This is a genomic window from Candidatus Zixiibacteriota bacterium, assembly GCA_040752595.1.
Classification (GTDB): domain Bacteria; phylum Zixibacteria; class MSB-5A5; order WJJR01; family WJJR01; genus JACQFV01.
The window spans coordinates 1-20,199 of sequence record JBFMGX010000032.1 but is presented as its reverse complement, the minus strand read 5'-3'; the positions used below and the strand labels follow the sequence as shown (position 1 = coordinate 20,199).

Annotated in this window: 16 protein-coding genes and 1 pseudogene; 7 read left to right on the top strand and 10 right to left on the bottom strand. The window is 62.6% G+C overall.

Annotated features, from left to right (window positions below; translation table 11 throughout):
- The first annotated feature begins 102 nt into the window (after window positions 1–102).
- On the top strand, window positions 103–699 hold the full coding sequence (locus tag AB1792_08500; protein MEW5702253.1) for a phosphatase PAP2 family protein: 597 nt from the start codon (window positions 103–105) through the stop codon (window positions 697–699).
- Window positions 700–747: 48 nt separating this feature from the next.
- Window positions 748–1,758, top strand: a complete 1,011-nt coding sequence (locus tag AB1792_08495) for an SDR family NAD(P)-dependent oxidoreductase (protein ID MEW5702252.1) — start codon at window positions 748–750, stop codon at window positions 1,756–1,758.
- A 449-nt stretch (window positions 1,759–2,207) separates the two neighbouring features.
- Here AB1792_08495 and AB1792_08490 read toward each other — a convergent pair whose 3' ends face one another.
- The 5 genes from AB1792_08490 to tig form a co-directional block, all read right to left on the bottom strand.
- Window positions 2,208–3,488 carry an adenylosuccinate synthase gene (locus AB1792_08490; GenBank protein MEW5702251.1) on the bottom strand — a complete coding sequence of 427 codons (1,281 nt, stop codon included), beginning with the start codon at window positions 3,486–3,488 and terminating at the stop codon, window positions 2,208–2,210.
- Window positions 3,489–3,695: 207 nt separating this feature from the next.
- Complete coding sequence (yihA, locus tag AB1792_08485) at window positions 3,696–4,292, bottom strand: ribosome biogenesis GTP-binding protein YihA/YsxC (protein ID MEW5702250.1); 597 nt, start codon at window positions 4,290–4,292, stop codon at window positions 3,696–3,698.
- Between the two features lie 217 nt (window positions 4,293–4,509).
- A complete protein-coding gene (clpX, locus tag AB1792_08480; GenBank protein MEW5702249.1) occupies window positions 4,510–5,832 on the bottom strand; it encodes an ATP-dependent Clp protease ATP-binding subunit ClpX in 1,323 nt (440 codons plus the stop codon).
- A gap of 201 nt (window positions 5,833–6,033) precedes the next feature.
- Window positions 6,034–6,636, bottom strand: coding sequence for an ATP-dependent Clp endopeptidase proteolytic subunit ClpP (gene clpP, locus AB1792_08475; GenBank protein MEW5702248.1), 603 nt, complete (start codon window positions 6,634–6,636; stop codon window positions 6,034–6,036).
- 281 nt (window positions 6,637–6,917) lie between these two features.
- Window positions 6,918–8,183 carry a trigger factor gene (gene tig, locus AB1792_08470; protein ID MEW5702247.1) on the bottom strand — a complete coding sequence of 422 codons (1,266 nt, stop codon included), beginning with the start codon at window positions 8,181–8,183 and terminating at the stop codon, window positions 6,918–6,920.
- A 242-nt stretch (window positions 8,184–8,425) separates the two neighbouring features.
- On the opposite strand from tig, the gene gyrA reads away from it, so the two are divergent.
- The 4 genes and pseudogenes from gyrA to AB1792_08450 all read left to right on the top strand — a co-directional run bounded on the left by gyrA (window position 8,426) and on the right by AB1792_08450 (window position 12,697).
- Complete coding sequence (gene gyrA, locus AB1792_08465; GenBank protein ID MEW5702246.1) at window positions 8,426–10,912, top strand: DNA gyrase subunit A; 2,487 nt, start codon at window positions 8,426–8,428, stop codon at window positions 10,910–10,912.
- Window positions 10,909–11,178: pseudogene (locus tag AB1792_08460) on the top strand (hypothetical protein). Before gyrA ends, AB1792_08460 begins: the two are co-directional and overlap by 4 nt.
- Before the next feature lie 74 nt (window positions 11,179–11,252).
- Window positions 11,253–11,801, top strand: coding sequence for a transposase (locus AB1792_08455; GenBank protein MEW5702245.1), 549 nt, complete (start codon window positions 11,253–11,255; stop codon window positions 11,799–11,801).
- A complete protein-coding gene (locus AB1792_08450; protein ID MEW5702244.1) occupies window positions 11,798–12,697 on the top strand; it encodes a DMT family transporter in 900 nt (299 codons plus the stop codon). The genes AB1792_08455 and AB1792_08450 overlap by 4 nt, the downstream gene beginning before the upstream one ends.
- A 45-nt stretch (window positions 12,698–12,742) precedes the next feature.
- On the opposite strand, the gene AB1792_08445 is transcribed toward AB1792_08450, so the two are convergent.
- The 5 genes from AB1792_08445 to AB1792_08425 form a co-directional block, all read right to left on the bottom strand.
- Window positions 12,743–13,099: a hypothetical protein gene (locus AB1792_08445; protein ID MEW5702243.1), complete on the bottom strand. Its 357-nt coding sequence runs from the start codon at window positions 13,097–13,099 to the stop codon at window positions 12,743–12,745.
- Between the two features lie 195 nt (window positions 13,100–13,294).
- Entirely contained in the window at window positions 13,295–13,771 is a 477-nt protein-coding gene (locus tag AB1792_08440; protein ID MEW5702242.1) for an ACT domain-containing protein, read from the bottom strand.
- Window positions 13,772–13,870: 99 nt separating this feature from the next.
- Window positions 13,871–16,348 carry a signal peptide peptidase SppA gene (gene sppA / locus AB1792_08435; protein ID MEW5702241.1) on the bottom strand — a complete coding sequence of 826 codons (2,478 nt, stop codon included), beginning with the start codon at window positions 16,346–16,348 and terminating at the stop codon, window positions 13,871–13,873.
- Window positions 16,349–16,504: 156 nt separating this feature from the next.
- Window positions 16,505–17,590, bottom strand: a complete 1,086-nt coding sequence (locus AB1792_08430; GenBank protein ID MEW5702240.1) for a hypothetical protein — start codon at window positions 17,588–17,590, stop codon at window positions 16,505–16,507.
- A gap of 64 nt (window positions 17,591–17,654) precedes the next feature.
- Window positions 17,655–18,488 (bottom strand): RNA methyltransferase, encoded by an 834-nt coding sequence (locus tag AB1792_08425; GenBank protein MEW5702239.1) that lies wholly within the window; start codon window positions 18,486–18,488, stop codon window positions 17,655–17,657.
- 128 nt (window positions 18,489–18,616) lie between these two features.
- Here AB1792_08425 and AB1792_08420 point away from each other — a divergent pair, with 128 nt between their 5' ends.
- Complete coding sequence (locus tag AB1792_08420) at window positions 18,617–20,008, top strand: MATE family efflux transporter (protein MEW5702238.1); 1,392 nt, start codon at window positions 18,617–18,619, stop codon at window positions 20,006–20,008.
- Window positions 20,009–20,199: the final 191 nt, after the last annotated feature.

Below are 20,199 nucleotides of genomic sequence, written 5' to 3'. Positions count from 1 at the left end.
TGAAATGATTCGCCAGATTCTTGTGGCCCTGACCTTGGTCAGGGTGTACTTGAACGTCACCCCTGACGAACGTCAGGGCCACATCGCGCATCCGGTCACACCATGATCCACACCCTCACCGACATTGACACCTGGCTATTCCTGAAGCTCAACGCCGGCGCCGCCAATCCGGTTCTGGATTGGCTGATGCCGATTGCGACCGAGCTGCGCTATTATCTGCCCGTCATCGTGGTCGGTCTGCTGGCGCTGGCGATCTTCGGCGGCGGCAAAGGGCGCAGCGCTGTGCTGATCGCCATTCTGCTCATCATCACGACCGACCAGCTCGCCTCACACCTGATCAAGCCGTTGGTCGGTCGCGTGCGTCCCTGCCATGTCGTGGCGGGGGCACGCGTGCTCTACCGCTGCGGTAAAACGCTCGCGTTCCCGTCCGGCCATGCCACCAGCACGATGGCGGCCGCCATCTTCTTCGGCCTTTTATATCGCCGTTGGCTCTGGCCGCTGGTGGCGTTGTCGGTGTTGATATCGTATTCGCGGGTCTATCTCGGCATCCACTATCCGCTCGACATGCTCGGTGGCTGGGTTCTCGGGGGCGGATTGGCGTTGGGAGCCGCGTGGCTCTACCGGGCTCATCTGGCGCGGCAGCTCAATCGCTGGCGGCTATTCCGCACCGACCCGGTTGCTGGTGGCGCTTCACCTTGAGCACGATCCGCAGTCGAGCGACGCCGGTCAACTGCCGAAAGGAGTAGTGTGCGGCAATTGGATGGCATTCGTGTACTGGTCACCGGCGCGGGCGGATTCATCGGCTCGCATTTGGTCGAGCGGCTGCTTGCCGAGGGCGCACACGTGCGCGCCTTTCTGCGCTATGATTCGCAGAATCGCCTCGGACATCTGGCCGAACTGTCCCCGGATCAGGCCGCGAAGATCGAAATCGCCCGAGGCGATCTCAAAGATCCGGAGGCGGTGCGTCGGGCGGTCGACGGCTGCGAAATCGTCTTCCACCTCGGCGCCCTGATTGCGATTCCCTTCTCGTACCAGAATCCGACCGACTACGTGCAGACCAACATTCTGGGGACGCTGCATGTTCTCAATGCCTGCCGCGATCTGGGTGTGCGGCGTCTGATTCACACCTCGACCTCCGAAGTCTACGGCACCGCGCGCACGATCCCGATCACGCTCGATCATCCCCGCCAGGCGCAATCGCCCTATTCGGCCTCGAAGATCGCCGCCGATGCGCTGGCCAAATCGTACGCCTGTTCCTTTGATCTGCCGGTCGTGATTCTGCGTCCCTTCAACACATTCGGGCCGCGTCAATCGCCCCGCGCGGTCATTCCCACGATTGTCTGTCAGGCGTTGGCGGGAGACGAAGTCAGGCTCGGCTCCACCCATCCGACCCGCGACTTCCTCTATGTGAGCGACACAGTCAACGGCTTCCTCGCCGCCGCCACCGCGCCCGATCTGCCGCCGGGAATCGAATTGCAGATCGGCACCGGAATCGAAACGTCGATTGCCGATATAGTGAAGACGACCGGCGAACTGGTCGGACGGTCGTTGAAGATCGTCAGCGAAGATCAGCGCGTCCGCCCCTCCGCCTCCGAAGTCGAACGCCTCCTGTGTGACCCCTCCGAGGCCCAGCGACTTCTGCACTGGTCGCCGTCGGTGCCATTCCGCGACGGCCTGCGTTGTGTCGTCGATTCCATGCGTACCCAATCGTCGGCAACCGACGCGGTGCATCGTGACGCCGGATCGTATGTCGTGTGATCCTCCCAACCGAGGTCCACAAAAACCCAATGTCATCCTGAGCGAATTCCGCGCTCTCTGAGCGCGGAAAGCAGCGAAGGATCTGCTGTTGCTGCTTTGAAGGGAAAGCAGATTCTTCGCGTCACCCCCGCTCTGCGAGCGGGGCTTCGCTCAGAATGACAGGGGGAGTTGCTTGCGAAAAGGGCGAGCGTGATGCGGCCGTTGGCATGGGAGCTGACCGGCACATTGGGACCCGAAGAATCCAAGGCCCGAAAACCACCGGAACACAACCTCTTGTCATTCCGAGCGCAGCGAGGAATCTGCTTTTTCTTTCTCGGAGGGGAATAAGAAACAGCAGATTCTACGCCTCACCCCCGCTCTGCGAGCGAGGCTTCGCTGAGAATGACCGGGGAGGGCTGCGTGCGGGTCAGCCCGCCAGCGATGCGTGGAGGCAAGACGGCACATCGCCGTCACCCGCACACAATCGTCTCCTCCCGGCCGGCGCCGGTGGAAACCATGAGCGGTTCGACGCCGAGCGTGTCGCAGATGAAATGCAGGTACTGCTTCGCGTGGTCAGGGAGACGGTCGCAGTTGGTCAGACCGACACTCGGAGATTGCCAGCCGGGGAGGCGCTGGTAGATCGGTGTGATTTGATCGAGGCGGGACAGATCCATCGGCACTTCCGGCGAGATCGTGCCGTTGTCATCATATGCAACACAGACCGAAATCTCGGCGAGCGTGTCGAGGACATCGAGCTTGGTGAGCGCGATGTGGGTGATGCCGCTGATCCGCACCGCGTACTTGAGCGCGACCAGATCGAGCCATCCACAACGACGTTTGCGCCCAGTGGTCGTGCCATACTCCAGCCCGCGTTCCTGGAGCAACGCGCCGACCGAATCGGTCAACTCGGTCGGAAACGGCCCGCGGCCGACCCGCGTGGTGTACGCCTTCACGACGCCGATCACCTGATCGATCGCGCGCGGCGGAATCCCCAGCCCGGTGAACGCGCCGCCGATGGTCGTGTTCGACGAGGTGACATAGGGATAGGTGCCGAAGTCGATGTCGAGCAGTGTCCCCTGCGCCCCTTCGAACAGAATCGACTTTCCACCGTGCATCGCGCTCTGCACCGCCAGCGAGGCATCGGTCAGCATCGGGACCAGACGCGCCTGATGCGGACGCAGCTCGGCCAGAACACTTTCGACGTTACATCCCTTCTGCGACAGCCAGCCATGGCTGACCCGATCCCAGTATCCAATGGCCGCATCGAGACGCTGGCGTAGACGGTCGGTGTCGGCCAGGTCGGCGGCGCGGATGCCGCGTCGCGCGATCTTATCGGCATAGGCCGGGCCGATCCCGCGCATCGTGGTGCCGATCCGGGCGGCATCGTCGCACAGTTCCTCGGCCTGGGCTTCCAGCAACTTGTGATGGGGAAGCACCAGATGCGCATTGGCCGCCACTTGCAGACGCCCTGCGATCTTGATTCCTTCGCCGGCCAGTTGATCCAGTTCCGCGAACAGGCAGGGCAGATCGATCACGACGCCGTTGCCGATCAGGCAATGAACCGACGGTATCAACATCCCAGTGGGGACCAGATGCAACGCAAAGCGATGATCGTCGATCTTGACCGTGTGCCCCGCATTGGCGCCGCCCGAGTAGCGCACGACCCAGTCGGCCTGCGCCGCCAATATGTCGACGATCTTCCCTTTGCCTTCATCGCCCCACTGGGCACCCAGCACCACGCGATTCGGCATCACTGCGCTCCTTGGGTCGGTCCCACAACCCAACTCGGTCTCGGCACGAACGGGCAGACAAGGGGCTTAAGCCCCTTGTTCACCGATACAATGACCGGTGTTCTCGATCTGCGTGATGTCATGCGATGCGCTCCATCGGCTGCTTCCATGATTCACCTGCGTCAGGAGCACGGTTCGGCCTTGCTCACCGCAGGCAGGGCTCCTGACCTACCCAGGTCGTCTCCGGCGCACGCCGTCCATCCATTGCCAGATCTTGTCGGTCCCCTCGCCGGTCAAGGCCGAGGCGGTCACCGGCGCGATCGCCCCCGCCGGTCCGGCGAGCGTCCAACGCCGGATCGCCTGGGCACGGGCGTTACCCGATACCTTGTCCGACTTGGTCAGCACAACCAGGAATGGCCGCCCCCAGAGACCCAGCCACGCCAGCCAGTCCTCGTCGACCGACGTCGGTTCGCGCCGCGCATCGAAAAGAGCGATCAGCCCCGCCGGACGGTCGGGTTCATTCAGATACGCTTCGATCAATCCCGCCCAGTCCTTGCGCATCGTCTGCGACACTTTTGCATAGCCGTATCCCGGCAGGTCCACGAGATAGAACGACGCGCTCTTGTCCGGCTCGACGACGAAGTAGTTCAGGCATCGGGTCTTCCCCGGTGTCTGCGATGTTTTGGCCAGGCCGCGCCGTTTGACCAGCCGATTCAGCAGCGATGATTTCCCCACGTTCGACTTCCCGGCGACCGCGATCTCGACTTTGCGGTCGCGGGGCAGATCGGCGGCGTTGTAGACGCTCGTCAGATAGCGGGCTTCCATGGTCAGACGCGCACGAGGTCCCGTCCGTACCTAACAGGTTGATGAAGACGGGCGTCCCATGTCATTCTGAGCCCCGCCGTTCCTTGGCGGGCTTGTCCGCCAAAGGCGGGCGAGAATCCGCTGTTACCTTCAGGGGAAGAAACAGCAGATCCTTCGCTTCGCTCAGGATGACATTGGTGGCCACGATACGCGGTTCTCGTATTTCTTCCGCAACCTGCTACGCCGACTTCCGTTTCCCGGCGGTAAACTCCAAGACCGGCTTGGCGGTACCCCGGATCGCCTCGGCGGTCACCACGACACGTTTCAGATTGGGAATCGAGGGGAGCTCATACATGATGTCAAGCAAGGCACCCTCGAGAAACGAGCGTAGCCCGCGGGCGCCGGTCTTGCGTTTGAGCGCGCGCGTTACCACTTCGTCCAATGCCCCCGGCTCGATGGCCAGCTCGATGCCTTCCATCTCGAAGAGCGCCTGATACTGTCGGACCAGCGCATTCTTCGGCGCCGTGAGGATGCGCAACAGCGCCTCGCGGTCCAACTCCTCAAAGGCCGCCGCCACCGGCAGCCGCCCGATCAACTCCGGAATCAGACCATACTGCAGCAGATCTTCCGCCTCGACCCGTGCCAGCACGTCGGAAGTCGTTAACGCCGCCAGCGAGGCCGGGTCGGTGTGGAACCCGACATTCTTCTTGCCGATGCGCCTGTTGATGATCTCTTCGAGACCGTGGAAGGCGCCGCCGCAGATGAACAGAATGTTCTGCGTGTCGACCTTGACGAACGCCTGCTCCGGGTGCTTGCGTCCACCCTTGGGCGGGACATTGGCGACCGTGCCTTCGAGGATCTTCAGCAGCCCCTGCTGCACCCCTTCGCCGGAGACATCGCGCGTGATCGAGGGATTGGCATCCTTGCGGGCGATCTTGTCGATTTCGTCGATGTAAACGATCCCCCGTTCGGCGCGGCGCGGATTGTAGTCGGCGGCCTGCAGCAGCCGGACCAGGATATTCTCGACGTCCTCACCGACATACCCCGCCTCGGTGAGGACGGTGGCATCGGCGATGCAGAACGGCACCTCCAGCCGTCGCGCCAGCGTGCGCGCCAGCAGCGTCTTGCCGGTCCCGGTCGGACCGAGCAGGAGGATGTTGGACTTCTCCAGCTCAACCGATTCCTGCCACTCGGGATAGAAGACGCGCTTGTAATGATTGTAGACCGCCACGGAGACGATCTTCTTGGCGCGTTCCTGGCCGATGATGTACTGGTCGAGGAATTCCTTGATCTCGACCGGACGCGGCAGCTCCTCGCGCAAAGGCGCATCACCGGCATCCTCTGCCTGACCCTCGGTCAGCAGGTGGTAGCATGTGCGCACGCACTCTTCGCAGATCAGTGCCTGAAAGCCGGAGAACAACTTCCGGGCGCGCGCCGGTTCCCGCCCACAGAACGAGCAGCGATCGCGCCAGTCTGCCTTTCTGTCCGGCGATGATGGATCTTGTGGGCCGCTTCCGGCGGGGGGCTTGGAGCCACGTGATCGCGGTTTTCTCGGGGGCATTGTTGTCACCCTCCATCTGGACGCACGACACCACCCATCACGGTCGCGTCGGCCAGCGACCATGGAAGGGGAGAATGCGCCGTTGCCCAATATACCATGATCCACGCGACAACCGACAATGGGAAATCGCGCCCGGTGTCACGCAGAAACCCCTCGGGTCGCGATCCAAGGGGCCTGTGTGCGCCGGATGGTGCCGGGACGCTACGACGACTTCGGCTTCGATGCCTTCTTCACATAGACGTCGTCGATGATACCGTAGGTCTTCGCCTCTTCGGCCGACATGAAGAAATTGCGGTCGGTGTCGTGCTCGATCTTTTCCAGCGGCTGACCGGTGTGCTTGACCAGAATCTGGTTGAGCCGCTCCTTGAGCTTCAACAGCTCCTTGGCGTGGATTTCGATGTCGGAGACCTGGCCCTGCACGCCGCCCCATGGCTGGTGGATCATCACGCGCGCATTCGGAAGTGCCGCGCGTTTACCCGGCGCCCCGGCCGCCAATAGGACCGCGCCCATCGAGGCCGCCATGCCGACACAGGTCGTGGCGACATCCGGCTTGATGAACTGCATCGTGTCATAAATCGCCAACCCGGAAGAGACGATCCCGCCGGGGGAGTTCACATACAGGAAGATGTCCTTTTCCGGGTCCTCGGCTTCGAGGAACAGCATCTGGGCGATCACGAGGTTGGCGATCTGATCGTCGATCGGCGTGCCGATGAAGACGATGCGGTCCTTGAGCAGCCGCGAGTAGATGTCATAGGCGCGTTCGCCGCGCCCGGTCTGTTCGACCACGATGGGAATCAAGGTCATGGTGTTGAGTCTCCTTGCGGATTGGTATCCGGCATCCAGGCCGGATGGGTCGCGGAAACGTCTGCCTCCCCCTGTCTTGATATCATCGGCACAGGCAGACGTTCGTTTGAATCACCAATGGTACGGGATAACCTCTCCCATTGGGAGAGGTCGATCCGCCGTAGGCGGATCGGGTGAGGGAATTCATGAAACAGCAGATCCCTCGCTTCGGGATGACATGTGCGGGTATCTGATCGCGGCCATGTATACCCAGTCACTTGGGAGGGACCTAAAACACCCCTCTACGGCCGGATGATCTGCGCCGCCGGATTGAAACGGCTCTCGCTGATCTCGGCGTTGGTCAACAGGAAGTCGTAGATCTTCATCTCCAGAAGCGACCAGTGCACCTTCGCCGAGTCAGGTCGGTCCTGGGCCTGCGGCGGCCAGGCCTCGACAATCGCGTTGACCTCGGCCTTGGTAACATTGATGTTTTCGCGCTTGGCGATGTCGGAGACGGCATAATCCCAACGGAACTGCTCCACCGCCAGCGGCTCGAACCGGGTGCGGACGGTCTCGGGCGTGATGGACGGATCCTGCGCCTTCAAACGGTTGGCCACGTCGTCGAGGTATTCCTGCAGGAAGTTGCCGGGGATCGGGAACGCATTGGCCTCGACCACGCCGCGCCGTGCCTGGGCGCGCAGGTCCTTCATCGCCGCGCCTTCCATGCGGCGTTCCAGATCCTTGCGAATGACATCCCGCAGTTGGGCCAGCGTCTCGACCTTGTCGCCAGGCAGCGAACGGGCGAACTCATCATCGAGCACCGGCAGATTCTTCTGCGCCACCGATTTCAGCCAGACCCGGTAGAGCAAGGTGTTCCCCGCCAAGTCGAGATCGGGCTCATCGGCCGGATACGTGACTTCGATCTCCTTGCCTTCGCCGACTGCCATGCCATTGAGCCCCGCGTACAACTGCGGCCGGGTGCGGTCGTTGCGTAATTCGATCTTGACGTCGTTGAACTGAGTCCGTTTCACCCGGTTGAGCCGATCATAGATCTTCTGCAGGTCGCAGGTGACGACATCCCCTTCACGTGCCGGCCGTTGCACTTCGGTCGTTGTCGCGGCCCCGTCGCGAACCGATTCCAAGGCCGAATCGACATCTTGGTCGGTGACCTCATAGATCTGTTTGGTGAGCTTCAGGCCCTTGTAGCCGACGATCTCAACCTGTGGTCGTATCTCGATTTCGGCCTCGAACGTCAGGTCGCTGCCGCGTTCGAGATTGACCGCCGACAACGTCGGGGAGCCGATCGGGTCGAGCGCCAACTGCTTGAGCGCTCCGTCGAAGGCCTCCGGGACGACTGTCTCGAGGACTTCCTGACGGATCTCGTCGGCATACCGCTGGGTGACCATCTTCTCCGGCGCCTTGCCGGGACGGAAGCCGGGGATCTTCGCCTTCTGGCGGTACTTCGCGGTCGTGGCGACATAGACCGTCTCGACTTCATTCGCCGGGACGACGATCGTGATCGTTCGTTTCCAGCCCTCTTCGTTGCTGATCGTGGCCTGCAGTTGCATGATCAATCCCCTGTCTCCGCGAGGCGAAACGGCGCCGGACGGAAGCAAGCATGATACGAACCATCCTGGGGCAGTCCCAGCCTTTTCGCGCATGCCGAGCACGCCTGAACTCGGGAGCTGCACGCGGACAAGTTCCCCATTGCACCGCTCCGCAGGTTCACCTAAATTAAAGATTCCAATGGACTTGGGTCCCTCCGCCGGGGGCCTTCGGTCCATTGCCAACGGGTGTTTTGGAGGACCACATGGCTTTGGAACGCGAGAAGATCGTCCCCGTCTTCCTCGAAGAGGAAATGAAGGGGTCATACCTCGACTACTCGATGTCGGTGATCACGCAACGGGCGCTGCCGAATGTGGCGGATGGCCTCAAGCCGTCGAATCGGCGCATTCTGGTGGCGATGAACGATCTCAACCTCAATCCCGGCGCCGCCCATCGCAAATGCGCGAAAATCTGCGGCGACACCTCGGGGAATTACCATCCCCACGGCGAGCAGGTGGTCTATCCGACCTTGGTGCGCATGGCGCAGGACTTCAACATGCGCTACACCTTGGTCGACGGGCAGGGGAACTTCGGCTCGGTCGATGGCGATGCCGCCGCGGCGATGCGGTACACCGAGGCACGGCTGTCGCCGTTCGCCATGGAGATGATTGCTGACATGGAGAAGGAGACGGTCGGCTTTGTTCGCAACTACGACAATACGCTCGATGAGCCGACGGTCCTGCCCTCACGTTTCCCCAATCTCCTGTGCAACGGCTCCTCCGGTATCGCGGTGGGCATGGCGACCAACATCCCGCCGCACAATCTCGGCGAGATCACAGATGCGCTCTGCGCCCTGATCGATGATCCGGAGATCGACGACGATGCACTGCTGACGCACATCCAAGGGCCCGATTTCCCCACCGGAGGATTGATTGTCGGCCGTGCCGGAATCGCCGCCGCCAACCGTACCGGACGCGGCCAACTCACCGTCCGCGCACGCGCCAACATCGAGACACTCCCGAACGGCAAACAGAACATCATCGTCTCGGAGATTCCCTATCAAGTCAACAAGTCCAATCTCCTGGAACGCACCGCTGAGCTGGTGCGCAACAAGAAGATCGAAGGGCTTTCCGACCTACGCGATGAGTCCGACCGCGACGGCATGCGGATTGTCTTCGAGCTCAAGCGCGACGCCATCCCCGAGACCGTGCTGAACAATCTGTTCAAGCATACGCAGATGCAGGTCACCTTCGGCGTCATCAACCTCGCCCTGGTCGACGGCGTGCCGCGTGTGCTGACCATGCGTCGGCTGTTGGAGGAGTTCCTCAAACATCGCCACGAGATCATCCGCAAGCGCACCGAATACGATCTGAAGAAGGCCGAGGAACGCGCCCATATCCTCGAGGGACTGAAGATCGCGCTCGACCATCTCGATGCCATCATCAAGCTGATCCGCGCTTCGGCAACACCCGCCGAGGCCAAGGCCGGGTTGATCGAGCAGTTCAAGCTCTCGGAGATTCAGGCGCAGGCGATCCTGGACATGCGCCTGCAACGGCTGACGGGACTCGAACGCCAGAAGATCGAGGATGAGTATCTGGCCCTGATCAAGGCGATCGAGGAATATCGGGGGATTCTGGCTTCCCATGCCCGGCGGATGGCGATCGTGCATGCCGAACTGGTGGAGCTCAAAGAGCAGTTCGCCGATGCGCGTCGCACCGAGATCATCGAGGCGGTGGAGGATTTCTCGATCGAAGACCTGATCGCCGAAGAAGATGTGGTGATCACGATCTCGCATGAGGGTTACATCAAGCGCCTGACGGTCTCGGCCTATCGGCGCCAGGGACGCGGCGGCCGTGGCGTGCGCGGGATGGACACCAAAGAATCCGACTTCGTGGAGCACCTGTTCATCGCCTCGACCCACGACTACATTCTCTTCTTCACCACCGCCGGACGTTGCTACTGGCTGAAGGTCCATGAGGTCCCTCAGGGTGGCAAGCTGGCTCGCGGGAAGAACATCGCCAACATGCTCGAACTGGGCCCCCAGGAGAAGATCACCGCCTTCGTCCCAGTGAAGAAGTTCGACGATGAGCACTTCATCGTCATGGCCACGCGCAAGGGGACGATCAAGAAGACCGTGCTCTCCGCCTTCGGCAACCCGCGCAAGGGCGGTATCGCGGCGATCGATCTTCCCGAAGAAGAACACGACGAGTTGATCGAGGCCGGAATCACCGATGGAACCAATGAAATCATCCTCGCCACCCGCGCCGGGCTGGCCGTGCGTTTCCACGAGGAGCATGTCCGCGGGATGGGACGCACCGCCTATGGTGTGCGCGGCGTCTCACTGCAGGAAGACGACTCGGTCATCGGCATGGTCGTGGTCAAACGCGCCTCAACGCTGCTCTCCGTCACCGAGAACGGGTATGGAAAACGCTCCGAGATTGCCGAGTACCGCCTCACCAACCGCGGCGGCAAGGGCGTCATCAACATCAAGACCACCGAACGCAACGGCATGGTGATCGCCATCAAGGAAGTCGTCGACGATGATGAACTGATGATCATCACGCAAAACGGCATCGTGATCCGCCTGCCGTTGTCGACCGTGCGCGTCATGGGCCGCGCCACCCAGGGCGTCCGCCTCATCCACCTCGATTCCGGCGACAAGGTGATCGACGTCGCCCGCGTGGTGACGTCCGAAGAGGAGAACGGAAACGGGAATGGCAATGGGGGGAACGGCAATGGCGGAGAGGCGTGACCGCGAACGAAGAACTCCACCGTCGTTCTCTCCGCCTGCCTGAATACGATTATTCCCAAGCCGGCGCCTATTTCGTCACGATCTGTACGCAAGACAAGCGGTGTCTGTTCGGTGAGATCGTTGACGGTGCGATGCGCTCGAATGATGCCGGGCGGATGGTCGAACGGTGATGGTCGGAATTGCCGGCGAAGTTCCCCCAAATGGCGCCAGATGAATTCGTGGTGATGCCGAATCACGTCCACGGGATTGTGACGATCGTAGGGGCGGACCTGTGTGTCCGCCCTCATGACACTCCCCACGAACATGGGCGCCCACACAGGGGCGCCCCTACGGATCTAACGTGACGAACAAGACGAAGGAAAGTCCAGCCGTTAGGCGTCGTCGGTCGGTACGCCTCCGCGAGTATGACTATTCCCAATCCGGCGCATACTTCGTCACAATCTGCACGCAGGACCGGCGATGCCTATTCGGGGAGATCGTTGATGGGACAATGCGGTTGAATGATACGGGACGGATCGTGGAGGACGAATGGCTTCACACACCTACGCTCCGTCCGCAGGTCGCGCCGGACACGTTTGTTGTCATGCCCAATCACTTCCACGCGATTGTCTTCATCACCGACCGTAGGGGCGTATTGCAATACGCCCCTACGCCGCGCCTTGCGTCGCCGTCGCAAACCATCGGCGCGATCGTGCGCGGTTTCAAAGGGGCAACAACCAAACGGATCAACGCCTTCCGCGGAACACCTGGCCAACCTGTCTGGCAACGCAACTACTACGAACACGTCATCCGTAATGACGACGATCTGCACGCCACGCGCGAATACGTCCTCAACAATCGCCTGGCCTGGGCATTGGATCGGGAAAACCCGACACTGACCTGTCCATGACCACATCCCGCCGCGATTCGTGGCTCGGCGTGCTCTATTCGCTGGCGGCGATCACCGCCTGGGGCGTCTATTTTCCGCTGGCCAAGATTGTCCTGCGGACGTTGTCGCCGGTCGTCTTCCTCACCCTGCGATTGGGAATCGGTGCAGCGATCCTACTCGCTCTTTGCCTCATGGGTCGGGTGCGATTGTCGCTGGCGCGGCGTGACCTCGGCATTGTCCTCGGCGCTGGCGCCGTCGGCATCATCGCCCACCAGTTGATCCAGGTCAACAGTCTGCGCTTCACCTCGGCGACCAACACCGGGTGGATTCTGACGTTGATTCCACCGGTCACGGGACTGCTCGGCTGGGTGTTTCTGCGGGAACGGGTGTCATGGCGCCAGGTGATCGGACTGTTGATCGCCGTCATCGGCGTCCTGTTTCTGGCGACCCGGGGGAATCCGGCACGGTTGTCGTTCGTACACAACTGGGGCGACATATTGGCACTGTGTAGTGTGCTGACCTGGTCGCTGTACACGATCATGACCAAGTCGCGCCTGATCCGCTACTCGCCGCTGGCCATCGCGACCATCCACATGACGATGGGTTTTGTCTTCTTCCTCGGACTCGGCGCCGGACGTTTGGGACGCGAGGCGGGCGCGATGTCGGCTCAGGCGTGGTGGCTGACGATCCTGATCGGCATCGTGCCGTCGGGGCTGGCTTACTACTGGTGGGCGGCGGGGCTGAAGCGCCTCTCCGCGATGAACACGAGCATGTTTCTCTTCCTCGAGGCGATCGTCGCCACGTTGGCGGGGTACGCGCTCTTGGGAGAGGAACTGACGATCGCGGTCGCCGGATACGCGGCGATCATCATCGCAGGCGTGTACTATGCACAAACCCGACCGGTCACAAGGCAATAGGCAGCGCTCGCCCGCGCCCGATCGGGTGATTGATGTCGAACGTGATCAGCCGCCGTGGCCTTCTTCTTCGACGTGCGGCTGCTGGATCTGTCCGGCGACGGCTGAATCCAAGCGGGCCAGATAGCGCGCCGGCTCGCGTTCAAAGTCCTTGATGCATCCCTTGCAGCAGAACTTGAGCTCGCGCCCCTGATGCTGATAGCTCACCGGGGCGCCCATCCCGCCCAGTTTCTCACCCGAAACGATGCACCAATCAATGGCGTACGGCTGCGCGGCCTGATTGGCCTGCGTCCCCGATTTTGGTGCGGCAGTCTCAGACTCCTTCTTCTCTGCACCGCAGCCAAGGACGAGTACACTGGCCGCCGTTAGTGCAATCGTGATCGTCAAAGCGCGATATCGTCCCATGTCCGTGCTCCTTTCGTTTTGGTCACTCCACGCAACATCAGCAGCGCATACTCGAAAGCAAGACCGGTGCCAGTGGGACAATCCCGGCTAACCCATTGAACCACAAGATAGAATCAGGTGCTACTGTGGTTTGGGACAAGAGAACTGTCTCAGATGCATCAACAGCCGCTGGATTTGACGACCATATGGAGTCGGTCAAGGGACCGAAAGCTCCTGGCGGAACTCCTGCTGGAGTGCCTTCTGGGCGGATGCGAGAAATCGCTCGTCGATCACGCATGTCACAGCGGCGTCGGCGGCCGTGATCATGTCGATGTTGATACCATGAGCCGACAACGCCCGAAACATCCGCCCCGCCACTCCGGGCAGACGACGCATCTCTTGGGAAATCAAACTGATCGCGGCGACATCATGACGCTCGCTCACGCTCTGGGCCGAAAGCTCGGCCCGGGCTGATTCCAAGAGGCGGGCCAGCCGCACCGCATCGTCGGCGCCGACGGTCACGGATACGTCGCTGCGACCCACGGCTGATCCGGCCGAAGCCAAGAGCAGGATATTGATCCCCGCGGCACCGAAGCGGCCGAACAGATCCGCCGCGACGCCGGGTCGATCCGGTACATTATGGATCGTGAATTTGCAGATATGTGGATCGGTCGTGATCGCCAGTCTGGTCATGGGCACAATCTCCCGCGCGGGTCGACTGCGGCAGGATAGCGCGATCGCGATCCGAACACAAGCAGGCAGAAGGGCGAATGATGTGAATGTGATGGGGCATCAGCGCACCGTGATGGAGTACGGCAGTTCATACCGCACATTGGCATCACTCGCAATCCACGAGGTCAGCGGGAACGAGCCGAGCGCAGACCGCAGGAACCCGCCCATCGACCCAAGCCCATTGGTCTGCGCGAGCGGACCGGCATCAAACAGACGCCATTCGGGCCGAGGCAGCAGTTGGATGCCGATCGCGTCACCAGACTCGATTCTTCCCATACGGGCCGCCACCGCGATGACCTCACGCAGGTCGGCATGGCGATCCACCAGTCCCCGGCCACACGCCGCGGTTCCGGACCAGACCCGTCCCTGCCCGATCGCGTCCACCGAGTCCTCGGCGAGATGTCTCCCGGCAGCCACGATGGAGACGAAGCGCCCATACGCCCTCAGCATCTGATCGCGGACGACGACGCGTTCGGTCGAGTCGAACGCGCGACCGGCGCTGTACATCGCGGCGTAAGGCCCCCGCGTCAGGACCTCACGATCCAGACCCGCCTTGTCGTACAGCCCCGAGAGATCCAGTTTGCCGGCGATCACACCGATCGATCCGGTGATGGTGTTCGGCTGCGCGAAGATCGAATCGGCGGCACAGGCGATGTAGTATCCCCCGGAGGCTGCCACGTCGGCCAATGACACCACCACCGGTTTCTTCGCTCTGGCCTGCGCCACTTCACGCCAGATGGCATCGGCGGCAAAGATCGACCCGCCGCCCGAATCGATGCGCAGCACGATCGCCTTGACGCGGCGGTCGGCGGCGGCACGGCGAATCGCCTGAACGATCGTCCGTTCCCCCATGACATCGCCCCAGAGCGGCGCGGTGCCGTCGACCCCTTCGACCATGGAGCCGGAGGCGAAAACCACCGCAACCCGCGGATGGGTCCACGCTGACGTCGCATAATGTCGGCCCGCCAACTGTGCCTGCGTAACGTGCCCCCAGACCGGACCGGCGCATGCGCGCACGAGGCTGTCCAGACGGTCGGCATAGATCACCTCGTCGATCAGCCCCGCGCCACGGGCATCGACCGAGACGTACGGTCCGTGATCGATCCACGCGCGCACCCGTTCGCTGCTCACACCGCGCGACTGTGCCATCTCCGCGACCCAGCACGAATCGAGATCGTCCAGCAGTGCATTGAGTGCCTCACGGTGGGCCGGGGACATGTCCGTCCGCGTCAACAGGTCGGATGCGGTCTTGTACTCGCCGACGTGTTCCAGGTCGGCGACGATACCAAGCTTGCCGAGCAGACGCGTCGCAAAGACCACTTCGGACTTGAGCCCGACCAGATCGACCGTGGAGACCGGAGGAACGACGATGCGGTCCGCGGCCGTCGCCAGATAGTATTCACTGTTCGTGATGTTGCCGTCACAATAGGCCACCGTGAATTTCCCCGCGGCGCGCACACGGGCCAGCGCCTGACGCAACTCCCGCCGGCGTGCCCAACCCAGTTCGGGATCCTGGATGCGAAGAACAACAGCGCGGATGGATGGATCGGTCTCCGCCTTGCCCAGCATATCGATCCAATCCCATGTCGTATACGGGGTCCGACCAAAGAGGAGTCGGGGCGGTCGGCGATCGGGAATCGCGCCGGTCAGATCCAGATGGACGACTTCGCGGCGGACGTGGACCAGCGGGCGCTGCCGCTGGGAACGGATTCCCGCACAGGCCACACCACCGCGCCAGCCATCGTGACGGTCAAAGGTCGCGTGCGATCCGGTGAGGAAACTCGTCAGGTTCAGACGTCCGCCCAGCGAGTAGCTCCGATCCCGGCCGACATCGGCATAGAGCGTCAGGCCATCGGTCACCTCCCAGGCGGCGCCGACACGATAGGTGCCGTCAAACAACGCCTCCGACGTCTGCTGATACCAATCGCCGCCCACGGTCAACCGTCGGTCCAGAAACCGCCATGCCGCTGAATAGGCAAACCGCGCATCGGAGCGTTCGCCGTGCACCTTCATGCGATTGTAGTTGTCGACCACGACCGCGAGGGCCAAGCGGTTGTTCGGCCGCCACCAGAGGCCGTGCGACCAGAAATGCGACTTGTCCTGGACCGGATCGTCCGATGACCGCCACTGGTACGACGATCCCAGGGCCAGCGCCCGCTCGGCGGATGTCGCCAACCCGATGGTGTAGGAATGCCCGGCCGGGGTCCGGTCGGCGCCATACCATTCGATCGCCACGCCGATGCCGCGCAGCGCGGCATAGAGCGCGTCATTGCCATGGAATGAGGAATCTGAATATGTATGATAGTAATCCAGGGCGAACTCGGGATCTGACCCCAGCGCCGACGGATTGAATCGCAAAGCCGAAGGTCCCTGTGCCATCGCCGCCGGCGTGAACGGCAACAGCACGCGGTCGCGGGGGAAGAGCTCACCGGCCATCGCACAACATCCCGGCCAAAGGACCACGGCCGCGAAGCACCAACACACGAGGCGCCGCGACCGCCGCGCCTCGGTCATGGTACCGTGCCCACCGACATTCATCTTCTCCCCTCCTGCTGGGGGCGGGTGAAGGCAAAAGTGCAACCACGCCCGACCGCCACCGACAGTCGCAATATCAGATCAGTGCCCCGATCGCGCGACCCAAAAACCGCTGACAGGAAATGGGAGGGGAGACAAGAGGCGAGCTGGCTGATGTACCTATCGCCCGGTCAGGTCGATCCGGCCGAAGCCACTGACGTCGACGTCGATTAGGCCCTGACCGGAGCCACAGACACCTTCCAAGCGACCCGTCCGCAATTGATTGGGGTGAGTCTGGACAATCAGCCCCTCGGTGTGGATTCGCCCCCCGATGCCGACCACAAGATTCAGCCGCGCCGACAGTGAGCGCGGCACCTTCAGACTGACCGGCGCGTTGCCGTTGCGGACTTCCAACTGGGCATCACCGAATTCGATGATCTCGGCCTCGATTGGGGCATTGGACCCGCGCAGCGAGGACTCCGATCCCACCAGCACCAGATCGGACAGCGTAACGGGGGCATTCTCGGTCTCAACGTCGACGGCGCCGGCCAGACCACGCACCGAAATCGACCCCGACGTGTTGACGAGGCGCGCGGCCCTTTCGGCGGCGGAAATCGCGCCACGGACTTCCAAATCGGCATAGCTGGTCTGGGCGCTGATTTCACCGCGTACCTCGGCCAGCTCGATGGCGGTGTACGACCCGGTCACCGATGTTCGTCGGGTCACTCTCTGCAACTTGACACGGCCGAACTCGGTGTCGACAACGGCGGCGCCGAACGGTCCGGCCAGATCAAATTCGAAGAACCGGGCGCCGACATTGATGTCCCAGTCCGGTGGAATGGTGACCGTCACTTCCGCACGCGCGGACCACTCGCTCCCCTGCCAGGGGGCATTGCTTTGGGCCTTCAGGTCGATCGTCAGAATCGAATCCGAGAGCACGAGATCGCAGGCGATCAGACGCTCCCAATCGTATGCCATGTCGGCCGAGGGAACGCGGAAGACCTTGACCAGCTCCACGCGAACCGAATCCACCGGCCGCGTAGTCAGAGTGACCGTTCCGCCGAGATTGGACGACCCAATCAGGTGCAGCTTGGATATCCCCGGCACGGGAATCTGCTGGACGCTTTCGGACATGAATCGTCCGCCCCCCAGCTTCTGAATCTTGACGACTTGGGCCGACGGTTCTGTCGCGCCTGCACCCAGGACGATTGTTGCCCACGCGATACCCAGGAAGGCGGCCGATAGGTTGTGGCGATGAGGTGTCATCACGGTCCGATCCATCCCCCGGACAAGTTACGCAATACCGCCTCTGCGGTTGCAGGACATTGTCTCATCGCTCCCTTACCCCTCCATGTCCTGCTTGGTGACGGGTCAGGCGGTCGATGAGAAGGGCCCCCGCCACAGCGACGTTCAGTGATTCGACCCCATGCCGAAGCGGCACATGCAGTCTGTCGGCGGGAATCGTGCCCCAAACCGGATCGTGGGGAATCGTCTCGCCGCCCAATACGAGTGCCCACCGAGAGACGGGCCGTCCGGAATCGGGAATCTTGCCCCGATGCGCGTCGGCGATCAGGATCGCCAACCCACTGTCGCGGCACCAACTGGCGGCCTCCGGGGCGTCGACTCCATCGTGCACCGGAAGATGAAACAGAGCGCCGGCCGTGGCACGGACTGTCTTGGGGTTGGTCAGTTCGACCGAGCCAGCCGTGATGATGATCCGGTCGATGCCCAGTCCGGCCGCAGCCCGAATGAGTGTGCCGAGGTTGCCGGGGTCGGCAATGTGATCACAGATCAACACGCGACAATCGCGTTCGGGCGGTACGCGCACCCCCGTGAGAGATTGGGGATGCCATCGCAGCAAGGCGGCGACACCGGCGGCGTGCCGCGTGTCCGCCAGCTTCTCGAAATCGCGCCTCGCCACCCGCAGCACGGACTTTGGCAGTTGCCCGACTTGAAAGGCCAGATGACGCATTCCGGCAAGACCTTGATCGTCATCCGCTGCCATCACACATTCGACGTCCTGACCGGACAGCATCGCCTCGCCGACAAGACGCACGCCTTCAATCAACAGTAGCCCGGTCTGTGCCCGCCCCTTACGCGTGCCGAGCTTGTGCCATTCGGACAGCCGACGGTGCGAGACAACCGGCCACTGTTGGGGATCCAAACGGCGAACCATGGACTTACGAAGCCATGGCCGCTCCTGACCGCGCAAGCGCTTTTGTGCGGACGTCGCAAGCGATGCACGCTTCGGGGCATTGTGCTGTCGGCTGTCCATTGCTTACTTGGCACGTCATGTCCGACGGGCCGTCGACAAAGGAGCGATTCCACCGCGAAGTTTGGGCGCTCGCCTGGCCGATGGCGGCGACCAATCTCCTATCGCGCGGCGCGGCCATTGTCGACACGGCGATGGTCGGTCGTCTCTCGGAGATCGCGCTGGCCGGTCTGGGCATGGCACAGATTCCGGTCTTCTTCGCGATGGCCATCCAGCGCGGACTGGGTATCGGCGGACAGGTCTTGATCGCCTATCACACCGGCGCCGACGAGCCGGAGCGCCGTCTGAAAGTGGCACGAGCCGTGGTCGTGCTCGCCGGTCTGGTCTCGTTGGGCTTGGCGGCGATCCTGTGGTTGGCCTCGCCCCAGATGTGCCGTTGGATGGGCGCCGACGAGGCGATGTTGGCGGAATCACTGCGGTTCCTCCATGTCTACTACATTGCGCTCGTGTTCTCGGGGGCGTTCTATGTCTTCTCGGCGATCTTCCAGGGGGCGGGTGATGCGAAGACCCCTCTCTACGTGACACTGGGCGTAAACCTGCTCCACGTGCTGGTCGCCTACGCGACGATCTTCGGCAAGTTCGGCATCCCGGCACTCGGCGTGGCAGGCTCCGCGTGGGGAATCGGCGTCTCGGAGGCCATCGGAACCCTGGTCTTGGCGGTGATCGCGACGCGTCGCGGCCTGTGGGCCCCGGGGATCAGGAACCTGTCTCTGGGCGCGGCCAAGGCCGTCTGGCGGCTGGGTGCCCCCACGGCAGGTGAGCGCCTCTTGGTCAACACCATGCAGGGGATCTACTACCGCTTTCTGGCTGGTTTTGGCGCCGCCGCCATCGCCGCCCATCGCATCGGCATCGACATGGAGGCGATCTCGTTTCTCCCGGCACTCGGATTCGGGCAGGCCGCCACCACCATGGTGGGACAACGGCTCGGTGCCAAAGACCCCGATGGAGCCCGCAAGGCCGGGTGGGTAGCGACGCAGATTTCGGCGCTCTTCATGGCCATCTTGGGCGCCTCGTTCTATCTGTTCTCCGAACAATGGATGCGCCTCTTCACCGACGAATCTGAGATCATCGCGCTCGGCGTGCAGTTCTGCGCCGTCGCGGCATTGATCCAGGTGCCGCTGGCGTTCGCCATGGTCGTCGCCGGCGCCCTGCGTGGCGCCGGTGAGACACGTTGGGTGATGTTGACCCCGATCGTCGGCGGGTGGCTGGTGCGGCTCCCGCTCTCGTATGTGTTCGGGTATACGCTGGGATACGGCCTGGTGGGCGTTTGGTGGACGATGCTGGCCGACTGGGTGGTGCGCGGGGTCATGGTCTCGATCAAGTTCCGCTTCTTGCGGTTCCGATTGGCCGAACAGGTCTCTGTCCCACCGAAACCGGCACCGGGCTCTGACACGCGCGACCTCGCGGGATGAGTGCGCGGTCGACCGACACGCACCGATATGACTCGCCACCTCTCCTGCTGATTCTGGGTATCTGTTGTGCCACGGGTCTTCAGACCCGTGCCGCCAGCCTTCTCGCGACGGGGATTCACGGGTCTAAAGACCCGTGGCACCGGGCTCTCGTGGCCCAGCCGAACTTGTAAGACCGGTTGTAGGCCCGGTCG

Coding starts and splice junctions, on each gene's coding strand:
- AB1792_08500 (MEW5702253.1), top strand. CDS start 103: ATGATCCACACCCTCACCGACATTGACACCTGGCTATTCCTGAAGCTC.
- AB1792_08490 (MEW5702251.1), bottom strand. CDS start 3,488: ATGCCGAATCGCGTGGTGCTGGGTGCCCAGTGGGGCGATGAAGGCAAA.
- yihA (MEW5702250.1), bottom strand. CDS start 4,292: ATGGAAGCCCGCTATCTGACGAGCGTCTACAACGCCGCCGATCTGCCC.
- clpX (MEW5702249.1), bottom strand. CDS start 5,832: ATGCCCCCGAGAAAACCGCGATCACGTGGCTCCAAGCCCCCCGCCGGA.
- clpP (MEW5702248.1), bottom strand. CDS start 6,636: ATGACCTTGATTCCCATCGTGGTCGAACAGACCGGGCGCGGCGAACGC.
- tig (MEW5702247.1), bottom strand. CDS start 8,183: ATGCAACTGCAGGCCACGATCAGCAACGAAGAGGGCTGGAAACGAACG.
- gyrA (MEW5702246.1), top strand. CDS start 8,426: ATGGCTTTGGAACGCGAGAAGATCGTCCCCGTCTTCCTCGAAGAGGAA.
- AB1792_08450 (MEW5702244.1), top strand. CDS start 11,798: ATGACCACATCCCGCCGCGATTCGTGGCTCGGCGTGCTCTATTCGCTG.
- AB1792_08445 (MEW5702243.1), bottom strand. CDS start 13,099: ATGGGACGATATCGCGCTTTGACGATCACGATTGCACTAACGGCGGCC.
- AB1792_08440 (MEW5702242.1), bottom strand. CDS start 13,771: ATGACCAGACTGGCGATCACGACCGATCCACATATCTGCAAATTCACG.
- sppA (MEW5702241.1), bottom strand. CDS start 16,348: ATGAATGTCGGTGGGCACGGTACCATGACCGAGGCGCGGCGGTCGCGG.
- AB1792_08430 (MEW5702240.1), bottom strand. CDS start 17,590: ATGACACCTCATCGCCACAACCTATCGGCCGCCTTCCTGGGTATCGCG.
- AB1792_08420 (MEW5702238.1), top strand. CDS start 18,617: ATGTCCGACGGGCCGTCGACAAAGGAGCGATTCCACCGCGAAGTTTGG.